This is a genomic window from Stenotrophomonas sp. Y-13 (assembly GCF_046267925.1).
Taxonomy (GTDB): Bacteria; Pseudomonadota; Gammaproteobacteria; order Xanthomonadales; family Xanthomonadaceae; genus Stenotrophomonas; species Stenotrophomonas acidaminiphila_A.
Genome location: NZ_CP176501.1, coordinates 1 through 18,996, shown reverse-complemented (window position 1 = coordinate 18,996; position 18,996 = coordinate 1). Strand labels below are relative to the sequence as shown.

The following is an 18,996-nucleotide window of genomic DNA, read 5'->3' as shown; positions in this document are numbered from 1 at the left end:
GCCGCCCCGGGACAGGACCGGGCCATGACCTCGTAAATGCCGGGACAACCCGCGACAATAGCGCTCCTTTCGTCTGAAGGTAGCCCCCGAACATGTCCCGCACGTCGCTGACCCGCTTCCTGATCGAAGAGCAGCATGCCCGGCGCATCAACGCCGACCTGCGCCAGCTGGTGGCGGTGGTGGCCCGCGCCTGCACCAGCATCTCGATCGCGGTGAGCAAGGGCGCGCTGGGCGGCGTGCTCGGCGATGCCGGCACCGGCAACGTGCAGGGCGAGGCGCAGAAGAAGCTGGACGTGATCTCCAACGAGATCCTGCTCGAGGCCAATGCCTGGGGTGGCCACCTGGCCGCCTGCGCGTCGGAGGAAATGGACCACAGCCAGCCGGTGCCGTCGGAGTACCCGCAGGGCGACTTCCTGCTGCTGTTCGATCCGCTGGACGGCAGCTCCAACATCGACGTGAACGTGTCCGTCGGCACCATCTTCTCGGTACTGCGCGCGCCGGCCGGCGTGGAACAGCCCGGCGACGAACACTTCCTGCAGCCGGGCGTGCAGCAGGTCGCGGCCGGCTACTGCATCTACGGGCCGAGCACGATGCTGGTGCTCAGCGTCGGCCACGGCACTCATGCCTTCACCCTGGACCGCGAGACCGGCGAGTTCGTGCTGACCCAGCGCGGTATGCAGGTGCCGGCCGACACGAAGGAATTCGCCATCAACATGTCCAACCAGCGGCATTGGGAAGCGCCGATGCAGGGTTATGTCGCGGACCTGCTGGCCGGCCGCGAAGGCGTGCGCGGCAAGGACTTCAACATGCGCTGGATCGCCTCGATGGTGGCCGACGTGCACCGCATCCTTACCCGCGGCGGCATCTTCATCTATCCGTGGGACCGCAAGGATCCGTCCAAGCCGGGCAAGCTGCGGCTGATGTACGAGGCCAACCCGATGGCGATGCTGGTCGAGCAGGCCGGCGGTGCCGCCACCGATGGCCGCCGCCGCATCCTCGACATCCAGCCCGGACAGCTGCACCAGCGCGTGCCGGTGTTCCTGGGTTCGCGCAACGAGGTGGCCGAGGCCACCCGTTACCACCGCGAGCACGACGCGCAGGCCTGAATCCCCGCGCCTGCGCGCAGCCCGGCACGCGCTGTGGCGGCTGCCGGGCATGACCCGGCACAACCGCGGCAGCCGGGTCCGCGCCACCCTCGGGGTTTCGCCGGAGGATAGGCCGATGCGCGCATGGCTCGCCCCGGGGTTGTGACTGGTTGCCGGCTGGGCCGGGCCACAGACGCCCTCATTGGCGCAGGCTGACGACGCCTGGAACCGCCTGCGCCTGCAGGGCGAGGCGGCGGCGTTGGCGCCGCTGCTGGCCGAAGATTGGCTGCTCACCCATTCCGACGGCCGCGTGCAGCACAGGGCCGACGACCTGCAGGCGCTGGCCACGCGCCCGCGCCGCAACACCCGCATGGACAATGAGGACGTGCGGATACGCCGTTACGGCGACACCGCGGTGGTCACCGGCACCAGCGTGCAGGCCGCGCTCAGCGACGGCCAGCCGTGGCAAGGGCGCTTGCGCTTCACGCGCGTGTGGGTGTTGCGCACTGGCCGCTGGCAGAGGGTCGCCTCGCATTCGTCGCGCCTGGCGCCGACCGGGCCCTGAAAGTCGGCGCCAGGGCCGGTCAGAACAGCTCGCCCTGTGGCGAGGCCTTCTTCGGCGGCGTCGGCGCCACGAAACGGCTGCAGTCCAACCATGGCCACTGCTCGCGCGAAGCATTGAAGCCCAGGCGCCTGCTGGCCAGCGCGAAGCGCCGCGACAGCAGCTGCGCATAGACGCCTTCGCCGCGCATGCGCTTGCCGAACTGGCTGTCGTAGTCCTTGCCGCCGCGCAACTGGTTGAGGGTGCTCATCACGTGTCCGGCGCGCTGCGGGTGGTGTGCCTGCAGCCAGTCGCGGAACAACGGCGCCACTTCATGCGGCAGCCGCAGCAGCACGTAGCCGGCACTGCGCGCGCCAGCATCGCGCGCCGCTTCCAGCACCGCCTCCAGCTCGGCGTCGTTGATCCACGGGATCACCGGCGCCACCATCACCCCGACCGGGATGCCCGCCTCGTGCAGCCGGCGCATCGCCCGCAGCCGCGCATGCGGTGCCGAGGCCCGCGGCTCCAGCTTCGCCGACAGGTGCGGGTCCAGCGACGTCACCGAAAAATGCACGCTGACCAGGCGCTGCGCGGCCAGCGGCGCCAGCAGGTCGATGTCGCGTTCCACCAGCGCGTTCTTGGTGATCAGCGAGAACGGGTGGCGGGTCTCGAGCATCACCTCGATCAGCTGCCGGGTGATGCCCAGCCGGCGTTCGATCGGCTGGTAGGCGTCGGTGTTGATGCCCAGCGCGATCGGCTTGACCACGTAGCCGGGTTTGCCCAGCTCCCTGCGCAACAGCTCGGCGGCATTGGTCTTAGCGAAGATCCTGGTCTCGAAATCCAGCCCCGGCGACAGGTTCAGGTAGGCGTGGGTTGGCCGCGCGAAGCAGTACGAGCAGCCATGCTCGCAGCCGCGGTAGGGGTTCACCGACTGCTCGAAACCCACGTCTGGCGAGCTGTTGCGGCTGATGATGCTGCGCGCGGTTTCCGCGCGTACTTCGGTACGCAGCCGCGGCGTGGCGAACTCGTCGGTGGCGTCGGCCAGCCAGCCGTCGTCCACGGCATCGGTGGTGGTGGTTTCGAAACGGCCGGGCAGGTGGCCGGTGGCACCGCGGCCCTTGATCGGAGTCGGCATCGGCTTACGCTAGCGCGGCCGCGTCGCAGATGCAGCGACCTGGCGTTCATGCGGGCGGGCGTGGCGCTGCAGCCATCGCGCGCCCTGCACCGCCCATGGCTAGAATCGGCGCATGCGCGAAGCCTTGCACAGCCTCTGGACCAGCGTGTCCGCCATTCCGCACGCGGCCCAGATCCTGGCGGCGGCCTACGTCGTCTACCTGGTACTGCTGGCCGGTTACATCGTGCTGCAGAAGCGCGAGCCGGTGGCCACGCTCAGCTGGATCCTGTCACTGGCGGCGCTGCCCTACATCGGCCTGTTCGTGTTCTACCTGATAGGTCCGCAGAAGATCGTGCGCCAGCGGTTGCGGCGCGGGCGCTCGCGCGAGGGCATGGAGGCGTACAACACGGTCTGCCCGGCCGACGTGCACTGCACCGAGCTGGCACGCATCGGCCAGGCCACCACCGGGCTGCCGCCGAGCACCGCCACCGCCGTGGACTGGCTGGTGGACGGCGCCGCGACATACGCCGCGATCCTGGCGGCGGTCGCCGTGGCGCGGCGCCACGTGAACCTGGAGTACTACATTTTCGAGCCCGACCACGCCGGAACCGCGCTGCGCGACGCGCTGGTGGAGCGTGCCCGGGCCGGGGTGAAGGTACGCCTGCTGCTGGACGCGGTGGGGTCGTCGCGGGTCAGGCGCAGCTTCCTGCGCCCGCTGCTGGACGCCGGCGCCGAAGTGGAGTGGTTCCACCCCCGGCAGCTGCTCAAGCCGTTCAAGCGGCCGTGGCTGAACCTGCGTACCCACCGCAAGCTGGTGGTGATCGACGGCACGGTCGCCTTCACCGGCGGCATCAACATCACCGACGACGAGGACGACAGCCGCAACCCGGACGCGTACCGCGACCTGCACACCCGCCTGACCGGGCACGTGGTGCGCAGCCTGCAGCTGGTGTTCCTGGAGGACTGGATCTACGCGAGCGGGCAGGGCATGGCGCACTTCGACCGCGAGGACCTGTTCCCGTCGGCCGGCCCGGCGCGGGAGGACGGTGCGGTGCAGGCACAGGTGCTGGTCTCCGGCCCGGATTCTTCCTGGGAGGCGATCCACCGCATGCACGTGGCGGCGATCCACGAGGCGTCGCGCCGGGTATGGCTGGTCACGCCCTACTTCGTCCCCGGCGAGGCGGCGCGGATGGCGCTGACCTCGGCCGCGCTCGGCGGGCTGGACACACGCCTGCTGGTGCCGCGGCGCAGCGATTCGCTGTTCGTCACCCTGGCCGGCCGCTCCTACTACGACGAGCTGCTGCAGGCCGGGGTCAGGATCTACGAGTACGGCCCGCGCATGCTGCACACCAAGGCGTTCATCGCCGACGACGACACCTGCATCGTCGGCAGCGCCAATTTCGACCACCGCAGCTTCCGCCTGAACTTCGAACTGTCCATGCTTTACCACGACCGCGGCCTGACCGCGGAGCTGGAAGCCATCCTGGCGCAGGAGTTCGAGCGCGCCACGCCGGTGCTGCCCGACCGCCATCGCCCGCTGTGGCGGCAGCGCCTGCCCGAGGCGTTCGCCCGGCTCGCCTCGCCGCTGCTGTAGGGCGGTGCGCACGCGTGGAACCCGCACCGGGCGGGCCGCTACACTGTGCGCCTCCACCGGGAGATCGTCATGTACTGGCTGTTCCTGCTGCTCGCGCTGGGCGCCTTCACCGTTTCCCTCACGACCACGCATGCCGGGCTCCTGCTGCTGTCGCTGCTGGCCGCGCTGCTCCTGTTCCTGTTGTGGATAAGGGGCTTGTACGTGGCCCGTTTCGCCGGCAGCAGCCGGCAGGCGCCGCGCGCCCTGCACCCGGCCGAGCTGCAGGCCCTGCGCAACCAGCTGCGCCCCCCGGTACCGCCGGCGACGCCGCCTTCCCCTCCTGCTCCCGAAGAACACCCGCCGTCATGACCCGCCTGAGCGTCAACGTCAACAAGATCGCCGTGCTGCGCAATTCGCGCGGTGGCAACGACCCGGACGTGCTGCGCGCGGCGACCGCGTGCCTGGACGCCGGCGCGCACGGCATCACCGTGCACCCGCGGCCGGACCAGCGGCATATCCGCGCCGATGACGTGCACGTGCTTTCGACGCTCACCCGCGCGCGCGGCGTCGAGTTCAATATCGAGGGCAATCCCTTCGCGCCACCACGCCCGGGCTATCCAGGGCTGCTGCCATTGTGCGAGCAGACCCGCCCGGCGCAGGCAACCCTGGTCCCGGACAGCGATGGCCAGCTGACATCGGACCACGGCTTCGATTTCGCCCGCGACGGCGAACGCCTGCGCCCGCTGATCGCCGCCCTGAAGGGCTACGGTTGCCGGGTCAGCCTGTTCGTCGACGCCGGCAACCCGGATATCGCCGCCGCCGCCGCACTCGGCGCGGACCGCATCGAGCTCTATACCGGTCCTTATGCCGAGGCCTTCGCCGCTGGCGCCCCGGACGACGCATTGGCGCTGTTCGCCGATGCCGCGCGCCGTGCCCAGGCCACCGGGCTGGGAGTCAACGCGGGCCATGACCTGTCGCAGTCCAACCTGGGCCGCTTTCTCGCGCACGTACCGCAGGTGCTGGAAGTTTCCATCGGCCACGCGCTGATCGGCGAAGCCCTGTACGACGGGCTGGATGCGACGGTGAAAGGCTACCTGCGCGTCATCGCGCAGCGTCCCTGATCGCGCCGCCCAGCGCTATCGGTGGGTAGCGGGGTAGTGCGGCGGCTTCGGGCGAACGGTCCTACGCCATAGGGGATAGATGCAGCCGGACGGCGGCCGGAAAGAGGGGGGACAGCTATCGCAGCCCGTCTCGGAACCCCTGCATTCCGGGTCCTCTTCCTGTCACCCGGCATGGCACCCTCGCGCATGGGCCGGTGTCCCGCTTCGTTCCGCCGCACATCGCCGCCGACAGGGCACGCCAAGTGCGGCGGAAGAAGAGAGAGCGGGGCGGTTTTGCAACCGCGTCATGATCCGGTATTGCGCTACCGCACGAAACCGATCTTCTTGATCTGGGCGTTCTTGGCCTGGGCCAGGATCTTGGCCATGACCTCGTAGTCAGAGTCCGGATCGACATCGATGCGAAGTTCCAGCATGTGGGTCGGATCCTTGCGGACCTCGTCCTCCATCCTTTGCTGGAGCTCACTGACATCAACCGGACTTTCCTTCCAGTAAATCTGATTACGGGCATCCACGCGCAGGTCGATTGGCCGCAGCTCGCTCTGCTGCTGTGACGGATTGATCACCCGTTGCGGCAGATCCACCGAGATTGGATAGGTCATGATCGGTGCGGTCACCATCAAGGCACCCATTGCCAGGCCAATCACAGCCACGGCCAGCGCCACCACAACCCATATCAGCTTCTTCCCCTTCAGCATCCCAGGTTCCCTTTGGGCTTCCGTGTCTGCGGGCCTTATCCGCTCCTGACCCAAAGCTCCGGGGTCGAAGCCGGTCGCCAGCAGCCTGCGGCATCACCCGTAGGCAAGGGAACAAACTTCCAGGCAAAAAAAACGCCCCCGGCTAGCGGGGGCGTTTTCCAGTCGCGTCATGACTTGGTATTGCGTTACTGCACGAAACCGATCTTCTTCATCTGAGCGTTCTTGGCCTGGGCCAGGATCTTGGCCATGACCTCGTACTCGGAATCCGGATTGGCATCGATGCGAAGTTCCGGCTGGTTGGTCGGATCCTTCTGTACTTCTTCTTCCATCTTCTGCTGCAGCTCGTTCACGTTCACCGGGCTGTTGTTCCAGTAAACCTGATTGCTCGCATCCACGCGCAGATCAATCGGCGGCGGCGGCTCGCGCAGCTGCGGCGGCGGGTTGATGACCCGCTGCGGCAGGTCCACGGCGATCGGGTACGTCATGATCGGCGCGGTCACGATGAAGATGATCAGCAGCACCAGCATCACGTCCACGAGGGGCGTGACGTTGATGTCGGCCATGGGGCCCCTGTTTCCACCACTACTGAAAGCCATCGCTTATTGCCCCTTTTCTTTGGTGGCAACGAAACCGACGTCCAGCATGCCCTGGCTCTGCGCGATCTTGGTCACTTCATTGATCACGCTCATCTTGGTGGTCTTGTCACCACGCAGGTTGAGCGGCGGCTGCGGCGTCTGCTGGGCAGCAGTGGCGAAACGCGATTCCAGGGTCTCCTTCGACACCGGCTCATCGTTCCAGTAGAGCGAACCGTCTTCCTTGACCGCCACCGTGATCGGACCCGAACGCTTCTCAGCGTCGTCCGGGTTGATGTTCAGGTTGGCCTCGGGCAGCTCGACCTTGACCTTGTGGGACATCAGGGGAGCCGTGATGATGAAGATGATCAGCAGCACCAGCATCACGTCCACGAGGGGCGTGACGTTGATGTCGGCCATGGGGCCGCCGCTGTTACCACTACTGAAAGCCATAACGGGCTCCGTCTATATCGTTGCGAGGACTGCTCTGCTGCCGGCTCAGCGAACGCGCGAGCCGGTGGCGAAGAAGTCGTGCAGATCGTGCGCGAAGGTGTCGAACTTGCTGACGGTGGCGCTGTTGATCTTGCTGAAGAAGTTGAAGGCGAACACGGCCGGGATCGCGACGAACAGACCGATCGCGGTCATGATCAGCGCTTCACCCACCGGGCCGGCAACGGCGTCGATCGAGGCCGAACCGGTGGCACCGATCTTGATCAGCGCGCCGTAGATGCCCCACACAGTACCCAGCAGACCCACGAACGGAGCGGTCGCGCCGACGGTGGCCAGCAGGATCATGCCGCCCTGCAGCTTGTTGGATTCGCGGGTGACGGCCTGGCGCAGGGCGCGGTCGACGAACTCCGAACGGCTCAGGGTCTCGGCGGCGCCGGCCTGCTGGTGGTGCGCAGCGGCCTGGGCGGCGTCCAGCGCGATCTTCGAGAACGGCTCCGAAGCCGGCTGCTCTTCCATGGCGCGGATCGCGTCCTGGGCATTGGCGGCGTCCCAGAACATGCCCGGCACGCGGTCGGAAGCCGACTTCAGGCGGGTGGAACGGAAGATGTTGATGACGGTCCAGTACCACGACATCGCCGACATCGCGACCAGGGTCAGCAGCACGACCCAGGAAACCGCGAAGTCACCCGGCTTGGAGGTCATTTCGTGAATCAGATGCTCGAAGCCCATCTGCGAGAGCGCGTTGTTTGCGTTGCCCCCGGCAGCAGCGGCGATGAAGATTTCCTGCAGCATGACGCTTACCTTTGTTGTGTGTGGTGTTAAAGGGTGTAGCTAAAGTCGAACGGTTCCCTGCGGGCGGCCGCTGGCCGCCGGGGGATCAGCTCAGCGCAAAGTTGACCGGGACGCGGACGCGACCAGCCGCCTTTTGTCCATTGATGACGGAAGGATTGAACTTCCACTTGCGTGCCGCATCCATGGCGGCGCGGTCGAGATCACGGTTACGGCTGGACTTCTCGACGGACACATTGGTGACGTTGCCGCTGGCGTCGACATCAATGATGAGGATGACCTCGCCCTGGATACCGGCGCGGAAGGCGGCCGGCGGGTAACGCGGCGGGTTCATGTTCTTGGACGAGATGTCCACGCTGGCCTGGATGTCGGTGACCTGCGCCGGCGGCGACGGCGGCGACGGCGGCGTCACCACGTCGTTCGGGCGCGGTTCCGGCACGTCCACCACCGGCGCTTCCGGCGGCGGCGGCAGCGGCGAGGGCTTCGGCGGCGCCAGGTTCTTGACCGGCGGCGGCGGCGTGTCCTGCGGCGGCGGCGGCGGCGGCGGCGGCGGTGGCGGCGGCGGGGCGTCGACCAGCGTCACCATGACGTTGCGTTCCTTTTCCTTGGCGGCCTTGGGGGCCACGGCGGGAATCAGGAGCATCATCAGGGCTGCCAAATGGAGTGCGATTACAAAGGCGATACCGGCGATGCGGGGCCAGCTCAGACCCGTCTCTTTCTCGCCGTCATACCTGTGGTGGAAAACCAGTTGTTCCGTCATGCGCCAAGAGCTCATTAGTGGGGCCGGGGCGGCGCTGTTCCGACGCCCCTGATTCAGCGGTGCATGACACCGCAGGAACCTCCAAGCTTATACCAATCCTGACCGGCTGCGCATCACAAATGCAGCTGTTCAGGCGTTATTCCTGCTTACTTCAGGTTGATGATCTTGTCTGCATCGGCCGGGTTCTTCACACCTTTAGCCTTTGCATCCCGGGCCGCCTGCTTGGCTTCGGGAATCCGCCCTTCAGAGTGCAGCACACGCGCCAGATTCAGGTAGGTCTCGCCATCCTTGGAAAGCGGGGCGGCCTTCTGCCACGCCTCGATGGCCTGCGGGATCTGGTCGGAGTAGTAGTACGACTGCGCCAGCGCCAGGTAGACCTGGTAGTCCGGCTTGAGGATGCCCTTGGACATGCCCTCGTTGATCACCGCAATGACGTCCTTTTCCTTGTTCTCGGTGTTGGCATAGATCGAGTACAGCTGCTTGTACTCGCGCTCTTCGGTGAGCTGTCCGGCCGCGCGCAGCTTGTCCATCACCGCGGCGGCCTTGTCCATCTGGTCGGCCTGCATGTACATGCTGGCCAGGTTCAGTTGCGCCTTCTTGTCGGCCGGGTTCCTGGCGGCCAGGGCCTCGGCCTCCTTGACCGCTTCGCCGGTCTGGCCGGCTTCGGCGTAGGCCGCCATCAGCAGCTGGTTCCAGCTGTCCTTCGGCTCGGGCGAGGCGGCGATGGCCGCCTTCAGCACCGGGATGGCCTCGGCGTACTTTTCGGTCTGGTACAGGGCCTGGCCCTTGATCACCAGCTCCTCGGGCTTGTGCGACTTGGACTCGGCGAAGTACTTGTCCAGATTGGCCAGGCCTTCGGCGTACTGCTCGTCCTGCAGCTGCAGCTGGGCCAGCATCAGCATCGCCTGGAGGTGGCCGTTGTTGTCCAGCTGGTTCAGCGCGATGGCCTGTTGCAGGTACTGCTTGGCAGCGGCGGTGTCGTCCAGGTTGTAGGCCGCCTGCGAGGCGAGCTGGTTGGCGACCGCCTTGTCATAGTCATTGGCGCCCTCGGCGGCGATGATCTCATCGGCCAGGGTGCGGGTCTGCTCGTAGTCGTCCTTGTTGTAGGCGGCGAACAGCTTCTGCAGCTTGCCGCCCATCTTCGAGGACGACTTGCCATTGGGTTCCTGGCGGGTCGCTTCCGGATACAGCACCTCGGCCTTGGCCGAACCGCGGCTGCGGCGCTCGCTCCCGCGATCGGACGAACGCGCCTGGGCGGCGGCGTCGGCAACCACGACACCACCCAGTACGGTGGCGACGAGGACGGAAAGCAGGGCCTGCTTATGGCTGCGGGAGATCATGGGTCACCTCGATGGAACCGCGGGGGCGGGGCTGTAGACGGACTGTCTGTGCAGACAGAGCCGCCAAACGTAACAGAAAAATTTTGACGGAGAAATCACTTCCGATGCTGTATTGCACCAATGTCCAAGGCCCGGGATGGTGATGTCCACGGGTCAACCGCAGCGCGGCGTCCTTCCGGACTGGCGCGCCTGGCGGTAGACGGGTTCCAGCACGGCCACATCGCGCTGCAGTTCACGGATGCGGTTGGTCGGATCGGGGTGGGTGGAAAGCCACTGCGGGGGACGTCCGCCGCCGGCCGCCATCATGTTCTGCCACAGGTCCACGGCCTGGGCCGGGTCGAACCCGGCCTGCGCCATCAGCCGCTGGCCGACCACGTCGGCCTCGCTTTCCTGGGTGCGCGAGCCGGGCAGCAGGATCAGTCCCTGTGCGCCCAGGCCGCCGAACTGGTTGACCGCGCTGGCCGCGGTATCGCCATAGGCCGCGCCGGCCAGCGCGCCGATTATGCCCAGGCCCAGCTGCGTGCCCTGCTGGCGGGTCAGGCGCTCTTCGTGGTGACGCGAGATCACATGGCCGATCTCATGCCCGATCACCGCGGCCAGCTGGTCCTGGTTCTTCGCCACCGTGAAGATGCCGCTGTTGACTCCGACCTTGCCGCCGGGCAGGGCGAACGCATTGGGTTCCTTCTCGACGAACAGCGCGGTCTCCCAACGTACGCCCCGGTACTGTTGGGGCAGTTCGGCGACCAGCGCATTGACCACGCACTGTACGTACGCGTTCTGGCGGGCGTCCCGGCTCAGGGTCTGCTTGGCCTTGGTTTCGGCGAAGGCCTGCGCGCCGAGCTGGTCCAGCTGCTGCTGCGAGATCCCACCCACCACCTGGCGGCGGCCGGTGGGTGAGGTTGTGGTCGCGCAGGCGCCCAGCAGCAGGGCGATGGCGGCGCCGAACAGCAGGGGTTTCATGGCGTATTTCCCTTCATTCATGCCCGCAGTGTGCGAGCGCCCGGCTTAAATTTCCGTCAACCTGTTGCGCACTTACTGCAGCCCGAAAAACACCAGCGCGGTCAGTGCGATGGCGTTGTTGAGCGTATGCGCGGCAATCGCCGCCCACAAGGTGCCGGTGCGGCGGTAGAGCCAGGCGAAGGCCACGCCCATGCCACCGTAGACCAGCCACAGCTGCAGGACTTCCGGCAGTCCGTTGGCGGTGGTCCCGGGAATCTCATGGATGAAGGCGAAGGCCGCGCCACTGAGCGCCATGCCCAGCCACGGCCGTCCCGCCGCCCACAGCCGTCCGAACAGCACCCGGCGGAACAGCAGTTCCTCGTAGGCCGGGGCCAGGAACACGGCGAACACCACCAGGAACACCGGGTAGTGCGCCAGGGCCTGTTCCATCAGCGGCAGATTGGTCGGCACCGGCTCGATGCCGAGCTGCTTGCCGAGCCAGGCGATCAGGCTGCTGCCGGCGAATACCCCGGCAGCCACCAGCAGGGTCCAGCCCCAGGTGGACGCACGGCGGACGGCGGCATGGGAAGCGGTACGCTCGGCTTGTGAGGCCGGCCGGCGCCAGAAGTACAGCACCAGGGCGGCAAGGCCGGTGGACACCAGTGCGATCAGCATCTGCGCCAGGGCACCGGGCTGGCCGAGTTGCGCGCCCAGCTGCGCCGCATCCGGCGCTCCGCCGCCTTCGCGCGCGACAGCCATGCCGACCTCGAACCCGCGCCACAGGCCCCACGCCAGGCCGCAGAGCAGGCTCAGCCCCAGCAGGATGCTGGCTGCCAGCAGGATGTCCAGGCCAAAGCCCAGCAGCGGCGAGCCCGGGCGCGATACCGGCGGCGTGGCGGGCGGGACGGACAACGGAACCGGTGGTGGGGCGGACATCGTGTTCCTGCGGCAGCGGGAGAGGCGGCGGGCGGGGGCCGGGTGCGGCACCCGCCCGTGTTGCAGGATTGTGTCAGATATCCAGGTTGGTGACCTTCAGCGCATTGTCCTCGATGAAGTCGCGGCGCGGTTCGACCACGTCGCCCATCAGGGTGCTGAAGATCTGGTCGGCGGCCACCGCATCCTCGATCCGCACCTGCAGCAGGCGGCGGGTATCGGGGTTCACGGTGGTGTCCCACAACTGTTCCGGGTTCATTTCGCCCAGGCCCTTGAAGCGCTGGATCTGGCGGCCCTTCTTGGCTTCCTCCATCAGCCAGGCCTGGGCCTGGGCGAAGCCGGTGACCTCGGTCGAGCGGTTGCCACGGTTGATGGTCGCGCCTTCGCGGATCAGGCCATGCAGCAGCTGCGAGGCCTGGTGCAGCGGGCGCAGGTCGCCCGATTCGAAGGCCGCCAGCGGCAGCACCTGGATGTGCTCCTCGCCCATGTGGCGGCGGGTGACCAGCACCGCGGCCGGGCGCTGTTCGGTCGGTTCCTGCAGGACCAGGCTGAAACGCGGGGTGCCAAGACTGCCCTGGTTCAGGCGCCTGGCCAGCGCGTCCAGGCCCTCGCCGGCCGGCGCGTTGCGCAGGTGCTCCAGGTCCATCGGAGTGAAATCGACCAGGGCTTCGAGCAGGCTGCGATCGTAGCGGTGGGCGTTGCGGTCGATGGCGTCCTGGGCGCTGGCGTAGGTCATCAGCAGCTTCTCCAGCGCCACGCCCTCGATCGGCGGTTCGCCGGCAGCCGGAACCAGCGAGGCGTTCTCCACCGCGCTGTTGGCCAGGTAGGCGTCCAGCGCCGGGTCGTCCTTCAGGTACAGCTCGGTCTTGCCCTGCTTGATCTTGTACAGCGGCGGCAGGCCGATGTAGACGTAGCCGCGCTCGATCAGCTCCGGCATCTGCCGGTAGAAGAACGTCAGCAGCAGGGTGCGGATGTGCGCGCCGTCGACGTCGGCGTCGGTCATGATGATGATCTTGTGGTAGCGCAGCTTGTCCGGGTTGTACTCATCGCGGCCGATGCCGGTACCCAGCGCGGTGATCAGCGTACCCACCTGGTCGGAGGACAGCATGCGGTCGAAACGCGCGCGTTCCACGTTGAGGATCTTGCCGCGCAGCGGCAGCACCGCCTGGTTCTTGCGGTTGCGGCCCTGCTTGGCCGAGCCACCCGCCGAGTCACCCTCGACGATGAACAGCTCGGACAGCGCCGGATCCTTTTCCTGGCAGTCGGCCAGCTTGCCGGGCAGGCCGGCGATGTCCAGCGCGCCCTTGCGGCGGGTCAGGTCGCGGGCCTTGCGCGCGGCCTCGCGGGCGCGGGCGGCATCGACGATCTTGCCGGCGATGGCCTTGGCTTCGTTCGGGTTCTCCTGCAGGAACTCCTCCAGGCGCGCGCCGAAGGCGTTTTCCACGGCCGGGCGCACGTCGGAGCTGACCAGCTTTTCCTTGGTCTGGCTGGAGAAGCTCGGGTCCGGCACCTTCACCGACAGCACCGCGATCATGCCTTCGCGCATGTCATCGCCGGTCAGGCTGATCTTGGCCTGCTTGGCGATGCCGTTCTGCTCGATGTAGTTGTTCAGCACGCGGGTCAGCGCGCCGCGGAAACCGGCCAGGTGGGTGCCGCCATCCTTCTGCGGGATGTTGTTGGTGAAGCAGTACATCGTTTCCTGGTAGGAATCGGTCCACTGCAGCGCCACTTCCACGGTGATGCCGTTGTGCTCGCCGCTGACCGCGATGACGTTCGGGTGCAGCGGGGTCTTCAGCTGCGCCAGATGCTCGACGAAGCTCTTGATGCCGCCTTCGTAGTGGAAATCGTCGCGACGGCCCTCGCCACGCTCGTCGGCCAAGGTGACCTTGACGCCGGAGTTGAGGAACGACAGCTCGCGCAGCCGGCGCGCCAGGATTTCGTAATGGAATTCGACGTTGCCATGGAACGCGACGGTCGAGGGCCAGAAGCGCACGGTGGTGCCGCGCTTGCTGGTGGTGCCCAGCTGCTTCAGCGGGCCGACCGCGGCACCGTTGCTGAATTCCTGCTGGTAATGGAAGCCGCCCTGGAAGACGTCCAGCAGCAGCTTCTCCGACAGCGCGTTGACCACGCTGACGCCCACGCCGTGCAGGCCACCGGACACCTTGTAGCTGTTGTCGTCGAACTTGCCACCGGCGTGCAGGACCGTCATCACCACCTCGGCGGCGGATACCTCGCGGCCGAGCTTGGCGCTCATCTGCTCGTGCTTGCCCACCGGGATGCCGCGGCCGTTGTCCGACACCGACACCGAGCCATCGGCATGGATCGTCACCAGCACGTTGTCGGCGTGTCCGGCCAGCGCTTCGTCGATGGAGTTGTCGACGACTTCGAACACCATGTGGTGCAGGCCGGTGCCATCGTGGACATCGCCGATGTACATGCCGGGACGCTTGCGGACAGCCTCCAGGCCTTCAAGGGCGGTGATGCTGTTGGCGTCGTAATTGCCGTTGCTGGCCGGAGTGTTCTGTTCTTCGCTCATCGCGCTTGCCGTTGGCTCCACAGGTCACGCGCCGGCCCGGAGGTCGGGGCGTGAGTAAAGAGGGGATCGTCGAAAGTATACCAGCCGGGCCCTTGCGCACCCGGAACCGTCATGGGCGGACCTGGATGGCGCCGTGTTCCACGTGGAACACGGCGGACGGGTGCAGGTGTTCGGACAGGGCGACAGGGGTCTCGGTGGCGGTAATGAAAACCTGGGCGGGGGTTGCGGCCAGCAGATGCAGTACGCGTTGCTGGTGGTGCCGGTCCAGTTCCGCCCCGAGGTCGTCGAGGGCGATCACCGGCCACTCGCCGCGCTGGGCCGCGTAATCGTCCGCCTGGGCCAGCAAGCAGGCCAGGGCGGTGAGCTTGGCCTGGCCGCGCGACAACGCATCGCGGCCAGGAATCTCCCCATAGCCGACCGACCAGTCGGCCCGGTGTGGCCCCACCGAGGTGTGGCCCATGGTGCGGTCGCGCTCGCGGGACAGCAACAGCGCGTCGGCCAGCGACATCTCGTGCCGGCGCCAGCCCGGTTGCAGTTCCAGGCGCTGCAACTGCAGCCCAGGCGCCAGATCCGCCGCTATGGCCACCGCGCGTTCCTGTAGCCGGTCGAGGTAATGCTGGCGCCGCGAGGTCAGCGGCGCCCCCGCCTCGGCCAGTTCATGATCCCAGGCATCGAGCTGGCGCGGGGCGGCGCCCGCCTTCAGCAGGGCATTACGCTGCTTGAGTGCCCGGGTGTAACGACGCCACAGCGAAAGAAAGTCAGGTTCCACGTGGAACAACCCCCAATCGATGAAACGTCGGCGCGGCTCGCTGCCGCCACTGGCCAGGGCGTGGCTGCCCGGCTCGAAAGTGACCACCGCGAGAGCCGCGCACAGCGTTCCGAGTTGCGCTACATCCTCTCCATCAAGACGGCCCTTCCACGCCTGGCCGGCATGACGCAGGCCAGCACGGCGCAGCCGTTCGCCACCGCCGGCTCCCACGCGCTCCTGCCACTCGACGAAGACTTCCAGCGCCTCGGCGCCCTTCTGCACCAGGCCATCGCGGACCCGGCCACGGAAACTCCGCCCGTACGCCATCAGATGCAGGGCCTCCAGCAGGCTGGTCTTGCCCGCACCGTTGTCGCCGGTGATCAGGTTGAGGCCCGGGCGGGGAGCGAGCTCCACGGAATCGAACCGGCGGACCCGGTTCAGCGAGAGACGGACGATGTGCATTGATGCTCGGGGGTAGATGCAACGCCCCGGCGGTTACCCCCGGGGAAAGATCCGCAGCTTAAAGCATCCATCCCCCGTACCGCGTGGTGAGGGGAGTGCCGCCGATCGTCGCCTTCGGGCGCCGCCCAACCCTGTGGTGGGCCAGTGGGTCCTCCCTGCGTACCCTGTGGATAAATCCGCCGATTTCTTCCCCCGATCTGGCTACCCACAGCTATCCACAGGGCAATCCCCGCCTTTTCCGCAGGGGTTTCGCCCTATAAATATCCTTTTAAAACAAATAGATAACCTAGTTTTACATGAAATCCAGCACTACCATCACCACAAAGCTTTTGATTTATTTCCAGATTTAAAGCTTTGCAGCCCCTCACGCAGACGTTCCCAAGGGGGATCTTTTCTGAGTGCCGACGCATCCCGGAACGGGAACCTTCAACAGGCACCTCGTCGGCTTGGACTGGCAGGCGTTCCACACCGGGCAGGGCAGATAGCAACCTCGTCGCTGCCGCGTTCCACGTGAAACGTTGCGTGGACTGCAAGGCGAAAAAAAGCCCGGCATTGCCGGGCTTGTGTTCCACGTGGAACTGCGCGCCTCAGAGACGCAACGGCATGACCACATGCCGGGATTTCTCACTGCTGGCTTCACGTACCAGGGCGGAGGAGTTGGAATCGCGCAACTGGATGACGATGTGCTCATCGCGCAGTGCCGACAGCGCATCGAGCAGGTAGTTCACGTTGAAGCCAATGGCCAGGTCGCTGACCTGGGTATCGGCCTCGATCTCTTCCTGCGCTTCTTCCTGCTCGGGGTTGTGCGCGCTGATCTTCAGCTGGCCCGGCGTGACTTCAACGCGGACGCCGCGGTACTTCTCGTTGGACAGGATGGCCGCACGCTGCAGCGACGCACGCAGGGTTTCGCGGTCCACCTTCACTTCGCGGTCGGCGCCGATCGGGATCACCGCTTCGTAATCCGGGAAACGGCCATCGATCAGCTTCGAGGTGAAGGTGACATCGTCGCGCTTGACCCGCACGTGGCTGCGGCCGACTTCCAGCTCCACTTCGCGGTCGCCGCCCTCGAGCAGGCGCTGCAACTCGGTCACGCCCTTGCGCGGCACGATGATCTGGCGCTTGGAGCCGGTGCTGTTCTCCAGCGCCGTTTCGCACAGCGCCAGGCGGTGGCCGTCGGTGGCCACGCAGCGCAGCAGCTGGTCGCGCAGGTCGAACAGCAGGCCATTGAGGTAATAGCGCACGTCCTGCTGCGCCATCGCGAACGCGGTGCGCTCGATCAGTTCCTTCAGTGCCGATTCGGGCACTGCCACGCGCTCGGTCGCCTCGACCTCGTCCACGGACGGGAAATCGTTAGCCGGCAGGGTGGCCAGGGTGAAGCGGCTGCGCCCGGCCTGCACGCTGATCTTCTCGCCGGTCTGCGACACGGTTACGCGGCTGCCGTCGGGCAGGGCGCGGACGATCTCGAACAGCTTGCGTGCCGGAATCGTGGTTTCGCCGTCCTGCGCATCCTCAACCGCGATGCGGGAGACCATTTCCACTTCCAGGTCGGTACCGGTCAACGACAGCTGGCCGCCCTGCACCTGGACCAGGAAGTTGGCCAGAACCGGAAGGGTCTGACGGCGTTCAACCACGTTGACGACCTGGGCCAACGGCTTGAGGAAGGCTTCGCGCTGCAGTGTGAAACGCATGTGGTTTCGTGCCCCTATGCTTTTAAAGATGTGGGTTAAATCAAAAGCTTGGTGGTGCTGGTAGAGCCAGATTTGGTTTAAAACACACCCAAGTATTTGTTTTTAAAGGATTTCATTGCATCGAAACCCTCTGTACTACTGGCCCGGAACGGGTGGGGAAAGCTGTGGATAACCTGGCGCCGATCTGGCAGCACATTTTTATCCACAGATTCCCCAACGTCTGCCCCCGAATGATGCACCGTTTTGTGCGATGACGCCTGTCTCGCGCCGATGCATCATTCGCTGGCCCTGTTGCCACGTCGTTGCCGGTGTCCCGATGCTTTACTCACTCAACTTGCGGATGAGCTTGTCCCAGTCTTCGCGCAGCTTGCCGTCGGTCTCCATCAGCGTGCGGATCTGGCGGCAGGCATGCAGCACCGTGGTGTGGTCGCGGCCGGCGAAGGCGTCGCCGATTTCCGGCAGGCTGTGTTCGGTCAGCTCCTTGGTCAGCGCCATCGCTACCTGCCGCGGCCGCGCCAGCGAACGGGTGCGGCGCTTGGACAACAGGTCCTTGATCTGCAGGCCGTAATAGTCGGCCACGGTCTTCTGGATGTTGGGAATGCTGATCGCCTGCTGCTGCGCGCGCAGCAGGTCGCGCAGGGTTTCCTGGGCGAACTCGGTGGTGATCGCACGTCCGGTGAAATTGGCGCGCGCGGTCAGCGTGTTGAGCGCGCCTTCCAGGTCGCGCACGTTGGAGCGCATCTTCTTGGCGATCAGGAACGCGACGTCATCGGGAATCTCGGCGCCGCGCTCGCGGGCCTTGGCCAGCACGATGGCCGCGCGGGTCTCGAAATCCGGCGGTTCGATCGCCACCGACAGGCCCCAGGCCAGGCGCGACTTCAGCCGCGCTTCCAGGCCCTCGACTTCGCGCGGATAGCGGTCGCAGGTCAGGATGATCTGCTGCTTGCCGTCGAACAGCGCGTTGAAGGTGTGGAAAAACTCCTCCTGGGTGCGGTCCTTGCCGGCGAAGAACTGGATGTCGTCGATCAGCAGCGCGTCCACCTGCTGGAACTGGCGCTTGAACTGGTCCATGGTCTTTTCCTGCAGCGCCCGGATCATGGCGCTGAAGAACTGCTCCGAACGCAGGTACAGCACCCGCGCGGCCGGGTTGGCCTGGCGCATGGCGTTGCCGGCGGCCAGCATCAGGTGGGTCTTGCCCAGGCCGGTGCCGCCGTACAGCAGCAGCGGGTTGTGCGCACGGTCGCCGGGCTTCTGCGCCGCCTGGAAGGCGGCGGCCAGGCCCAACTGGTTGCTGCGGCCTTCGACGAAGTTGGCGAAGGTGTAATGCGCGTCCAGGTTGCCGTTGAACGGCACCGCCGGTGCGGCGGCCGCGGCAGTGGCCGCAGGCGCGGCCGCCACCACCGGTTCGGCCGCGCGCGGGCGCGAACCGATCTCCAGCTGCACGTCGGTGACGTCGGCGAAATAGCGCAACAGCTCCTGGATGCGCGGCAGGTAGCGCTCGCGCACCTGGTCGACGATGAAGGCATTCGGGGCGTACAGCACCATGCTGTCGGCGCGGTGGTCGGCCTGCAACGGCTTCAACCAGGTGTGGACATCTTCGGGCGGGAACTCCGCTTCAAGACGTTCGATACAACGGGACCAGGCATCCAT

General features: G+C 66.5%; 19 protein-coding genes. 5 read left to right on the top strand and 14 right to left on the bottom strand.

The window, feature by feature from the left end:
- Positions 1 to 92: 92 nt before the first annotated feature.
- Both ACJ7VY_RS00095 and ACJ7VY_RS00090 read left to right on the top strand, forming a co-directional pair.
- Entirely contained in the window at positions 93 to 1,106 is a 1,014-nt protein-coding gene (locus ACJ7VY_RS00095; RefSeq protein WP_104937606.1) for a class 1 fructose-bisphosphatase, read from the top strand.
- 181 nt (positions 1,107 to 1,287) lie between these two features.
- Positions 1,288 to 1,650: a nuclear transport factor 2 family protein gene (locus ACJ7VY_RS00090; RefSeq protein WP_409476088.1), complete on the top strand. Its 363-nt coding sequence runs from the start codon at positions 1,288 to 1,290 to the stop codon at positions 1,648 to 1,650.
- Between the two features lie 19 nt (positions 1,651 to 1,669).
- Here ACJ7VY_RS00090 and ACJ7VY_RS00085 read toward each other — a convergent pair whose 3' ends face one another.
- Positions 1,670 to 2,761, bottom strand: coding sequence for a PA0069 family radical SAM protein (locus ACJ7VY_RS00085; protein ID WP_313232061.1), 1,092 nt, complete (start codon positions 2,759 to 2,761; stop codon positions 1,670 to 1,672).
- A gap of 112 nt (positions 2,762 to 2,873) precedes the next feature.
- Between ACJ7VY_RS00085 and cls the strand changes: the two genes are divergently transcribed.
- The 3 genes from cls (at position 2,874) to ACJ7VY_RS00070 (ending at position 5,434) form a co-directional block, all read left to right on the top strand.
- The gene (gene cls / locus ACJ7VY_RS00080; RefSeq protein ID WP_312344706.1) at positions 2,874 to 4,334 is read left to right on the top strand and encodes a cardiolipin synthase; all 1,461 of its coding nucleotides are present in this window, start codon (positions 2,874 to 2,876) and stop codon (positions 4,332 to 4,334) included.
- A gap of 69 nt (positions 4,335 to 4,403) precedes the next feature.
- The gene (locus ACJ7VY_RS00075; RefSeq protein ID WP_237723493.1) at positions 4,404 to 4,682 is read left to right on the top strand and encodes a hypothetical protein; all 279 of its coding nucleotides are present in this window, start codon (positions 4,404 to 4,406) and stop codon (positions 4,680 to 4,682) included.
- Entirely contained in the window at positions 4,679 to 5,434 is a 756-nt protein-coding gene (locus ACJ7VY_RS00070) for a pyridoxine 5'-phosphate synthase (protein ID WP_312344709.1), read from the top strand. The genes ACJ7VY_RS00075 and ACJ7VY_RS00070 overlap by 4 nt, the downstream gene beginning before the upstream one ends.
- 302 nt (positions 5,435 to 5,736) lie before the next feature.
- Here the strand turns inward: ACJ7VY_RS00070 and ACJ7VY_RS00065 are convergent, their stop codons facing one another.
- The 13 genes from ACJ7VY_RS00065 to dnaA all read right to left on the bottom strand — a co-directional run bounded on the left by ACJ7VY_RS00065 (position 5,737) and on the right by dnaA (position 18,996).
- Positions 5,737 to 6,063 carry a biopolymer transporter ExbD gene (locus tag ACJ7VY_RS00065; protein ID WP_313232086.1) on the bottom strand — a complete coding sequence of 109 codons (327 nt, stop codon included), beginning with the start codon at positions 6,061 to 6,063 and terminating at the stop codon, positions 5,737 to 5,739.
- Between the two features lie 251 nt (positions 6,064 to 6,314).
- A complete protein-coding gene (locus ACJ7VY_RS00060; protein ID WP_055768671.1) occupies positions 6,315 to 6,725 on the bottom strand; it encodes an ExbD/TolR family protein in 411 nt (136 codons plus the stop codon).
- A gap of 3 nt (positions 6,726 to 6,728) precedes the next feature.
- Positions 6,729 to 7,154: an ExbD/TolR family protein gene (locus ACJ7VY_RS00055; protein ID WP_104937600.1), complete on the bottom strand. Its 426-nt coding sequence runs from the start codon at positions 7,152 to 7,154 to the stop codon at positions 6,729 to 6,731.
- A gap of 45 nt (positions 7,155 to 7,199) precedes the next feature.
- Positions 7,200 to 7,943, bottom strand: coding sequence for a TonB-system energizer ExbB (exbB, locus tag ACJ7VY_RS00050; protein ID WP_054661248.1), 744 nt, complete (start codon positions 7,941 to 7,943; stop codon positions 7,200 to 7,202).
- 85 nt (positions 7,944 to 8,028) lie between these two features.
- Positions 8,029 to 8,700, bottom strand: a complete 672-nt coding sequence (locus ACJ7VY_RS00045; RefSeq protein WP_104937599.1) for an energy transducer TonB — start codon at positions 8,698 to 8,700, stop codon at positions 8,029 to 8,031.
- Positions 8,701 to 8,846: 146 nt separating this feature from the next.
- Complete coding sequence (locus tag ACJ7VY_RS00040) at positions 8,847 to 10,040, bottom strand: heme biosynthesis protein HemY (RefSeq protein ID WP_240212998.1); 1,194 nt, start codon at positions 10,038 to 10,040, stop codon at positions 8,847 to 8,849.
- Between the two features lie 153 nt (positions 10,041 to 10,193).
- On the bottom strand, positions 10,194 to 11,000 hold the full coding sequence (locus ACJ7VY_RS00035) for a M48 family metallopeptidase (protein WP_104937597.1): 807 nt from the start codon (positions 10,998 to 11,000) through the stop codon (positions 10,194 to 10,196).
- 72 nt (positions 11,001 to 11,072) lie between these two features.
- Positions 11,073 to 11,915, bottom strand: a complete 843-nt coding sequence (locus ACJ7VY_RS00030) for a CPBP family intramembrane glutamic endopeptidase (RefSeq protein WP_161614261.1) — start codon at positions 11,913 to 11,915, stop codon at positions 11,073 to 11,075.
- Positions 11,916 to 11,988: 73 nt separating this feature from the next.
- Positions 11,989 to 14,448 carry a DNA topoisomerase (ATP-hydrolyzing) subunit B gene (gene gyrB, locus ACJ7VY_RS00025; protein WP_240212999.1) on the bottom strand — a complete coding sequence of 820 codons (2,460 nt, stop codon included), beginning with the start codon at positions 14,446 to 14,448 and terminating at the stop codon, positions 11,989 to 11,991.
- Between the two features lie 109 nt (positions 14,449 to 14,557).
- Positions 14,558 to 15,658, bottom strand: coding sequence for a DNA replication/repair protein RecF (recF, locus tag ACJ7VY_RS00020; RefSeq protein WP_409476087.1), 1,101 nt, complete (start codon positions 15,656 to 15,658; stop codon positions 14,558 to 14,560).
- A 254-nt stretch (positions 15,659 to 15,912) separates the two neighbouring features.
- Positions 15,913 to 16,230: a hypothetical protein gene (locus ACJ7VY_RS00015; protein WP_409476086.1), complete on the bottom strand. Its 318-nt coding sequence runs from the start codon at positions 16,228 to 16,230 to the stop codon at positions 15,913 to 15,915.
- 15 nt (positions 16,231 to 16,245) lie between these two features.
- Positions 16,246 to 17,346: a DNA polymerase III subunit beta gene (gene dnaN / locus ACJ7VY_RS00010; protein ID WP_409476085.1), complete on the bottom strand. Its 1,101-nt coding sequence runs from the start codon at positions 17,344 to 17,346 to the stop codon at positions 16,246 to 16,248.
- 321 nt (positions 17,347 to 17,667) lie between these two features.
- Positions 17,668 to 18,996, bottom strand: coding sequence for a chromosomal replication initiator protein DnaA (dnaA, locus tag ACJ7VY_RS00005; protein WP_104937592.1), 1,329 nt, complete (start codon positions 18,994 to 18,996; stop codon positions 17,668 to 17,670).

Bases quoted from the DNA above. Each gene is read 5' to 3' on its own strand.
- ACJ7VY_RS00055 (WP_104937600.1), bottom strand. From the start codon at position 7,154: ATGGCTTTCAGTAGTGGTAACAGCGGCGGCCCCATGGCCGACATCAAC.
- ACJ7VY_RS00060 (WP_055768671.1), bottom strand. From the start codon at position 6,725: ATGGCTTTCAGTAGTGGTGGAAACAGGGGCCCCATGGCCGACATCAAC.
- dnaA (WP_104937592.1), bottom strand. From the start codon at position 18,996: ATGGATGCCTGGTCCCGTTGTATCGAACGTCTTGAAGCGGAGTTCCCG.
- ACJ7VY_RS00040 (WP_240212998.1), bottom strand. From the start codon at position 10,040: ATGATCTCCCGCAGCCATAAGCAGGCCCTGCTTTCCGTCCTCGTCGCC.
- ACJ7VY_RS00065 (WP_313232086.1), bottom strand. From the start codon at position 6,063: ATGGGTGCCTTGATGGTGACCGCACCGATCATGACCTATCCAATCTCG.
- recF (WP_409476087.1), bottom strand. From the start codon at position 15,658: ATGCACATCGTCCGTCTCTCGCTGAACCGGGTCCGCCGGTTCGATTCC.
- ACJ7VY_RS00030 (WP_161614261.1), bottom strand. From the start codon at position 11,915: ATGTCCGCCCCACCACCGGTTCCGTTGTCCGTCCCGCCCGCCACGCCG.
- cls (WP_312344706.1), top strand. From the start codon at position 2,874: ATGCGCGAAGCCTTGCACAGCCTCTGGACCAGCGTGTCCGCCATTCCG.
- ACJ7VY_RS00045 (WP_104937599.1), bottom strand. From the start codon at position 8,700: ATGACGGAACAACTGGTTTTCCACCACAGGTATGACGGCGAGAAAGAG.
- exbB (WP_054661248.1), bottom strand. From the start codon at position 7,943: ATGCTGCAGGAAATCTTCATCGCCGCTGCTGCCGGGGGCAACGCAAAC.
- ACJ7VY_RS00075 (WP_237723493.1), top strand. From the start codon at position 4,404: ATGTACTGGCTGTTCCTGCTGCTCGCGCTGGGCGCCTTCACCGTTTCC.
- gyrB (WP_240212999.1), bottom strand. From the start codon at position 14,448: ATGAGCGAAGAACAGAACACTCCGGCCAGCAACGGCAATTACGACGCC.
- ACJ7VY_RS00070 (WP_312344709.1), top strand. From the start codon at position 4,679: ATGACCCGCCTGAGCGTCAACGTCAACAAGATCGCCGTGCTGCGCAAT.
- ACJ7VY_RS00095 (WP_104937606.1), top strand. From the start codon at position 93: ATGTCCCGCACGTCGCTGACCCGCTTCCTGATCGAAGAGCAGCATGCC.
- ACJ7VY_RS00085 (WP_313232061.1), bottom strand. From the start codon at position 2,761: ATGCCGACTCCGATCAAGGGCCGCGGTGCCACCGGCCACCTGCCCGGC.
- dnaN (WP_409476085.1), bottom strand. From the start codon at position 17,346: ATGCGTTTCACACTGCAGCGCGAAGCCTTCCTCAAGCCGTTGGCCCAG.
- ACJ7VY_RS00035 (WP_104937597.1), bottom strand. From the start codon at position 11,000: ATGAAACCCCTGCTGTTCGGCGCCGCCATCGCCCTGCTGCTGGGCGCC.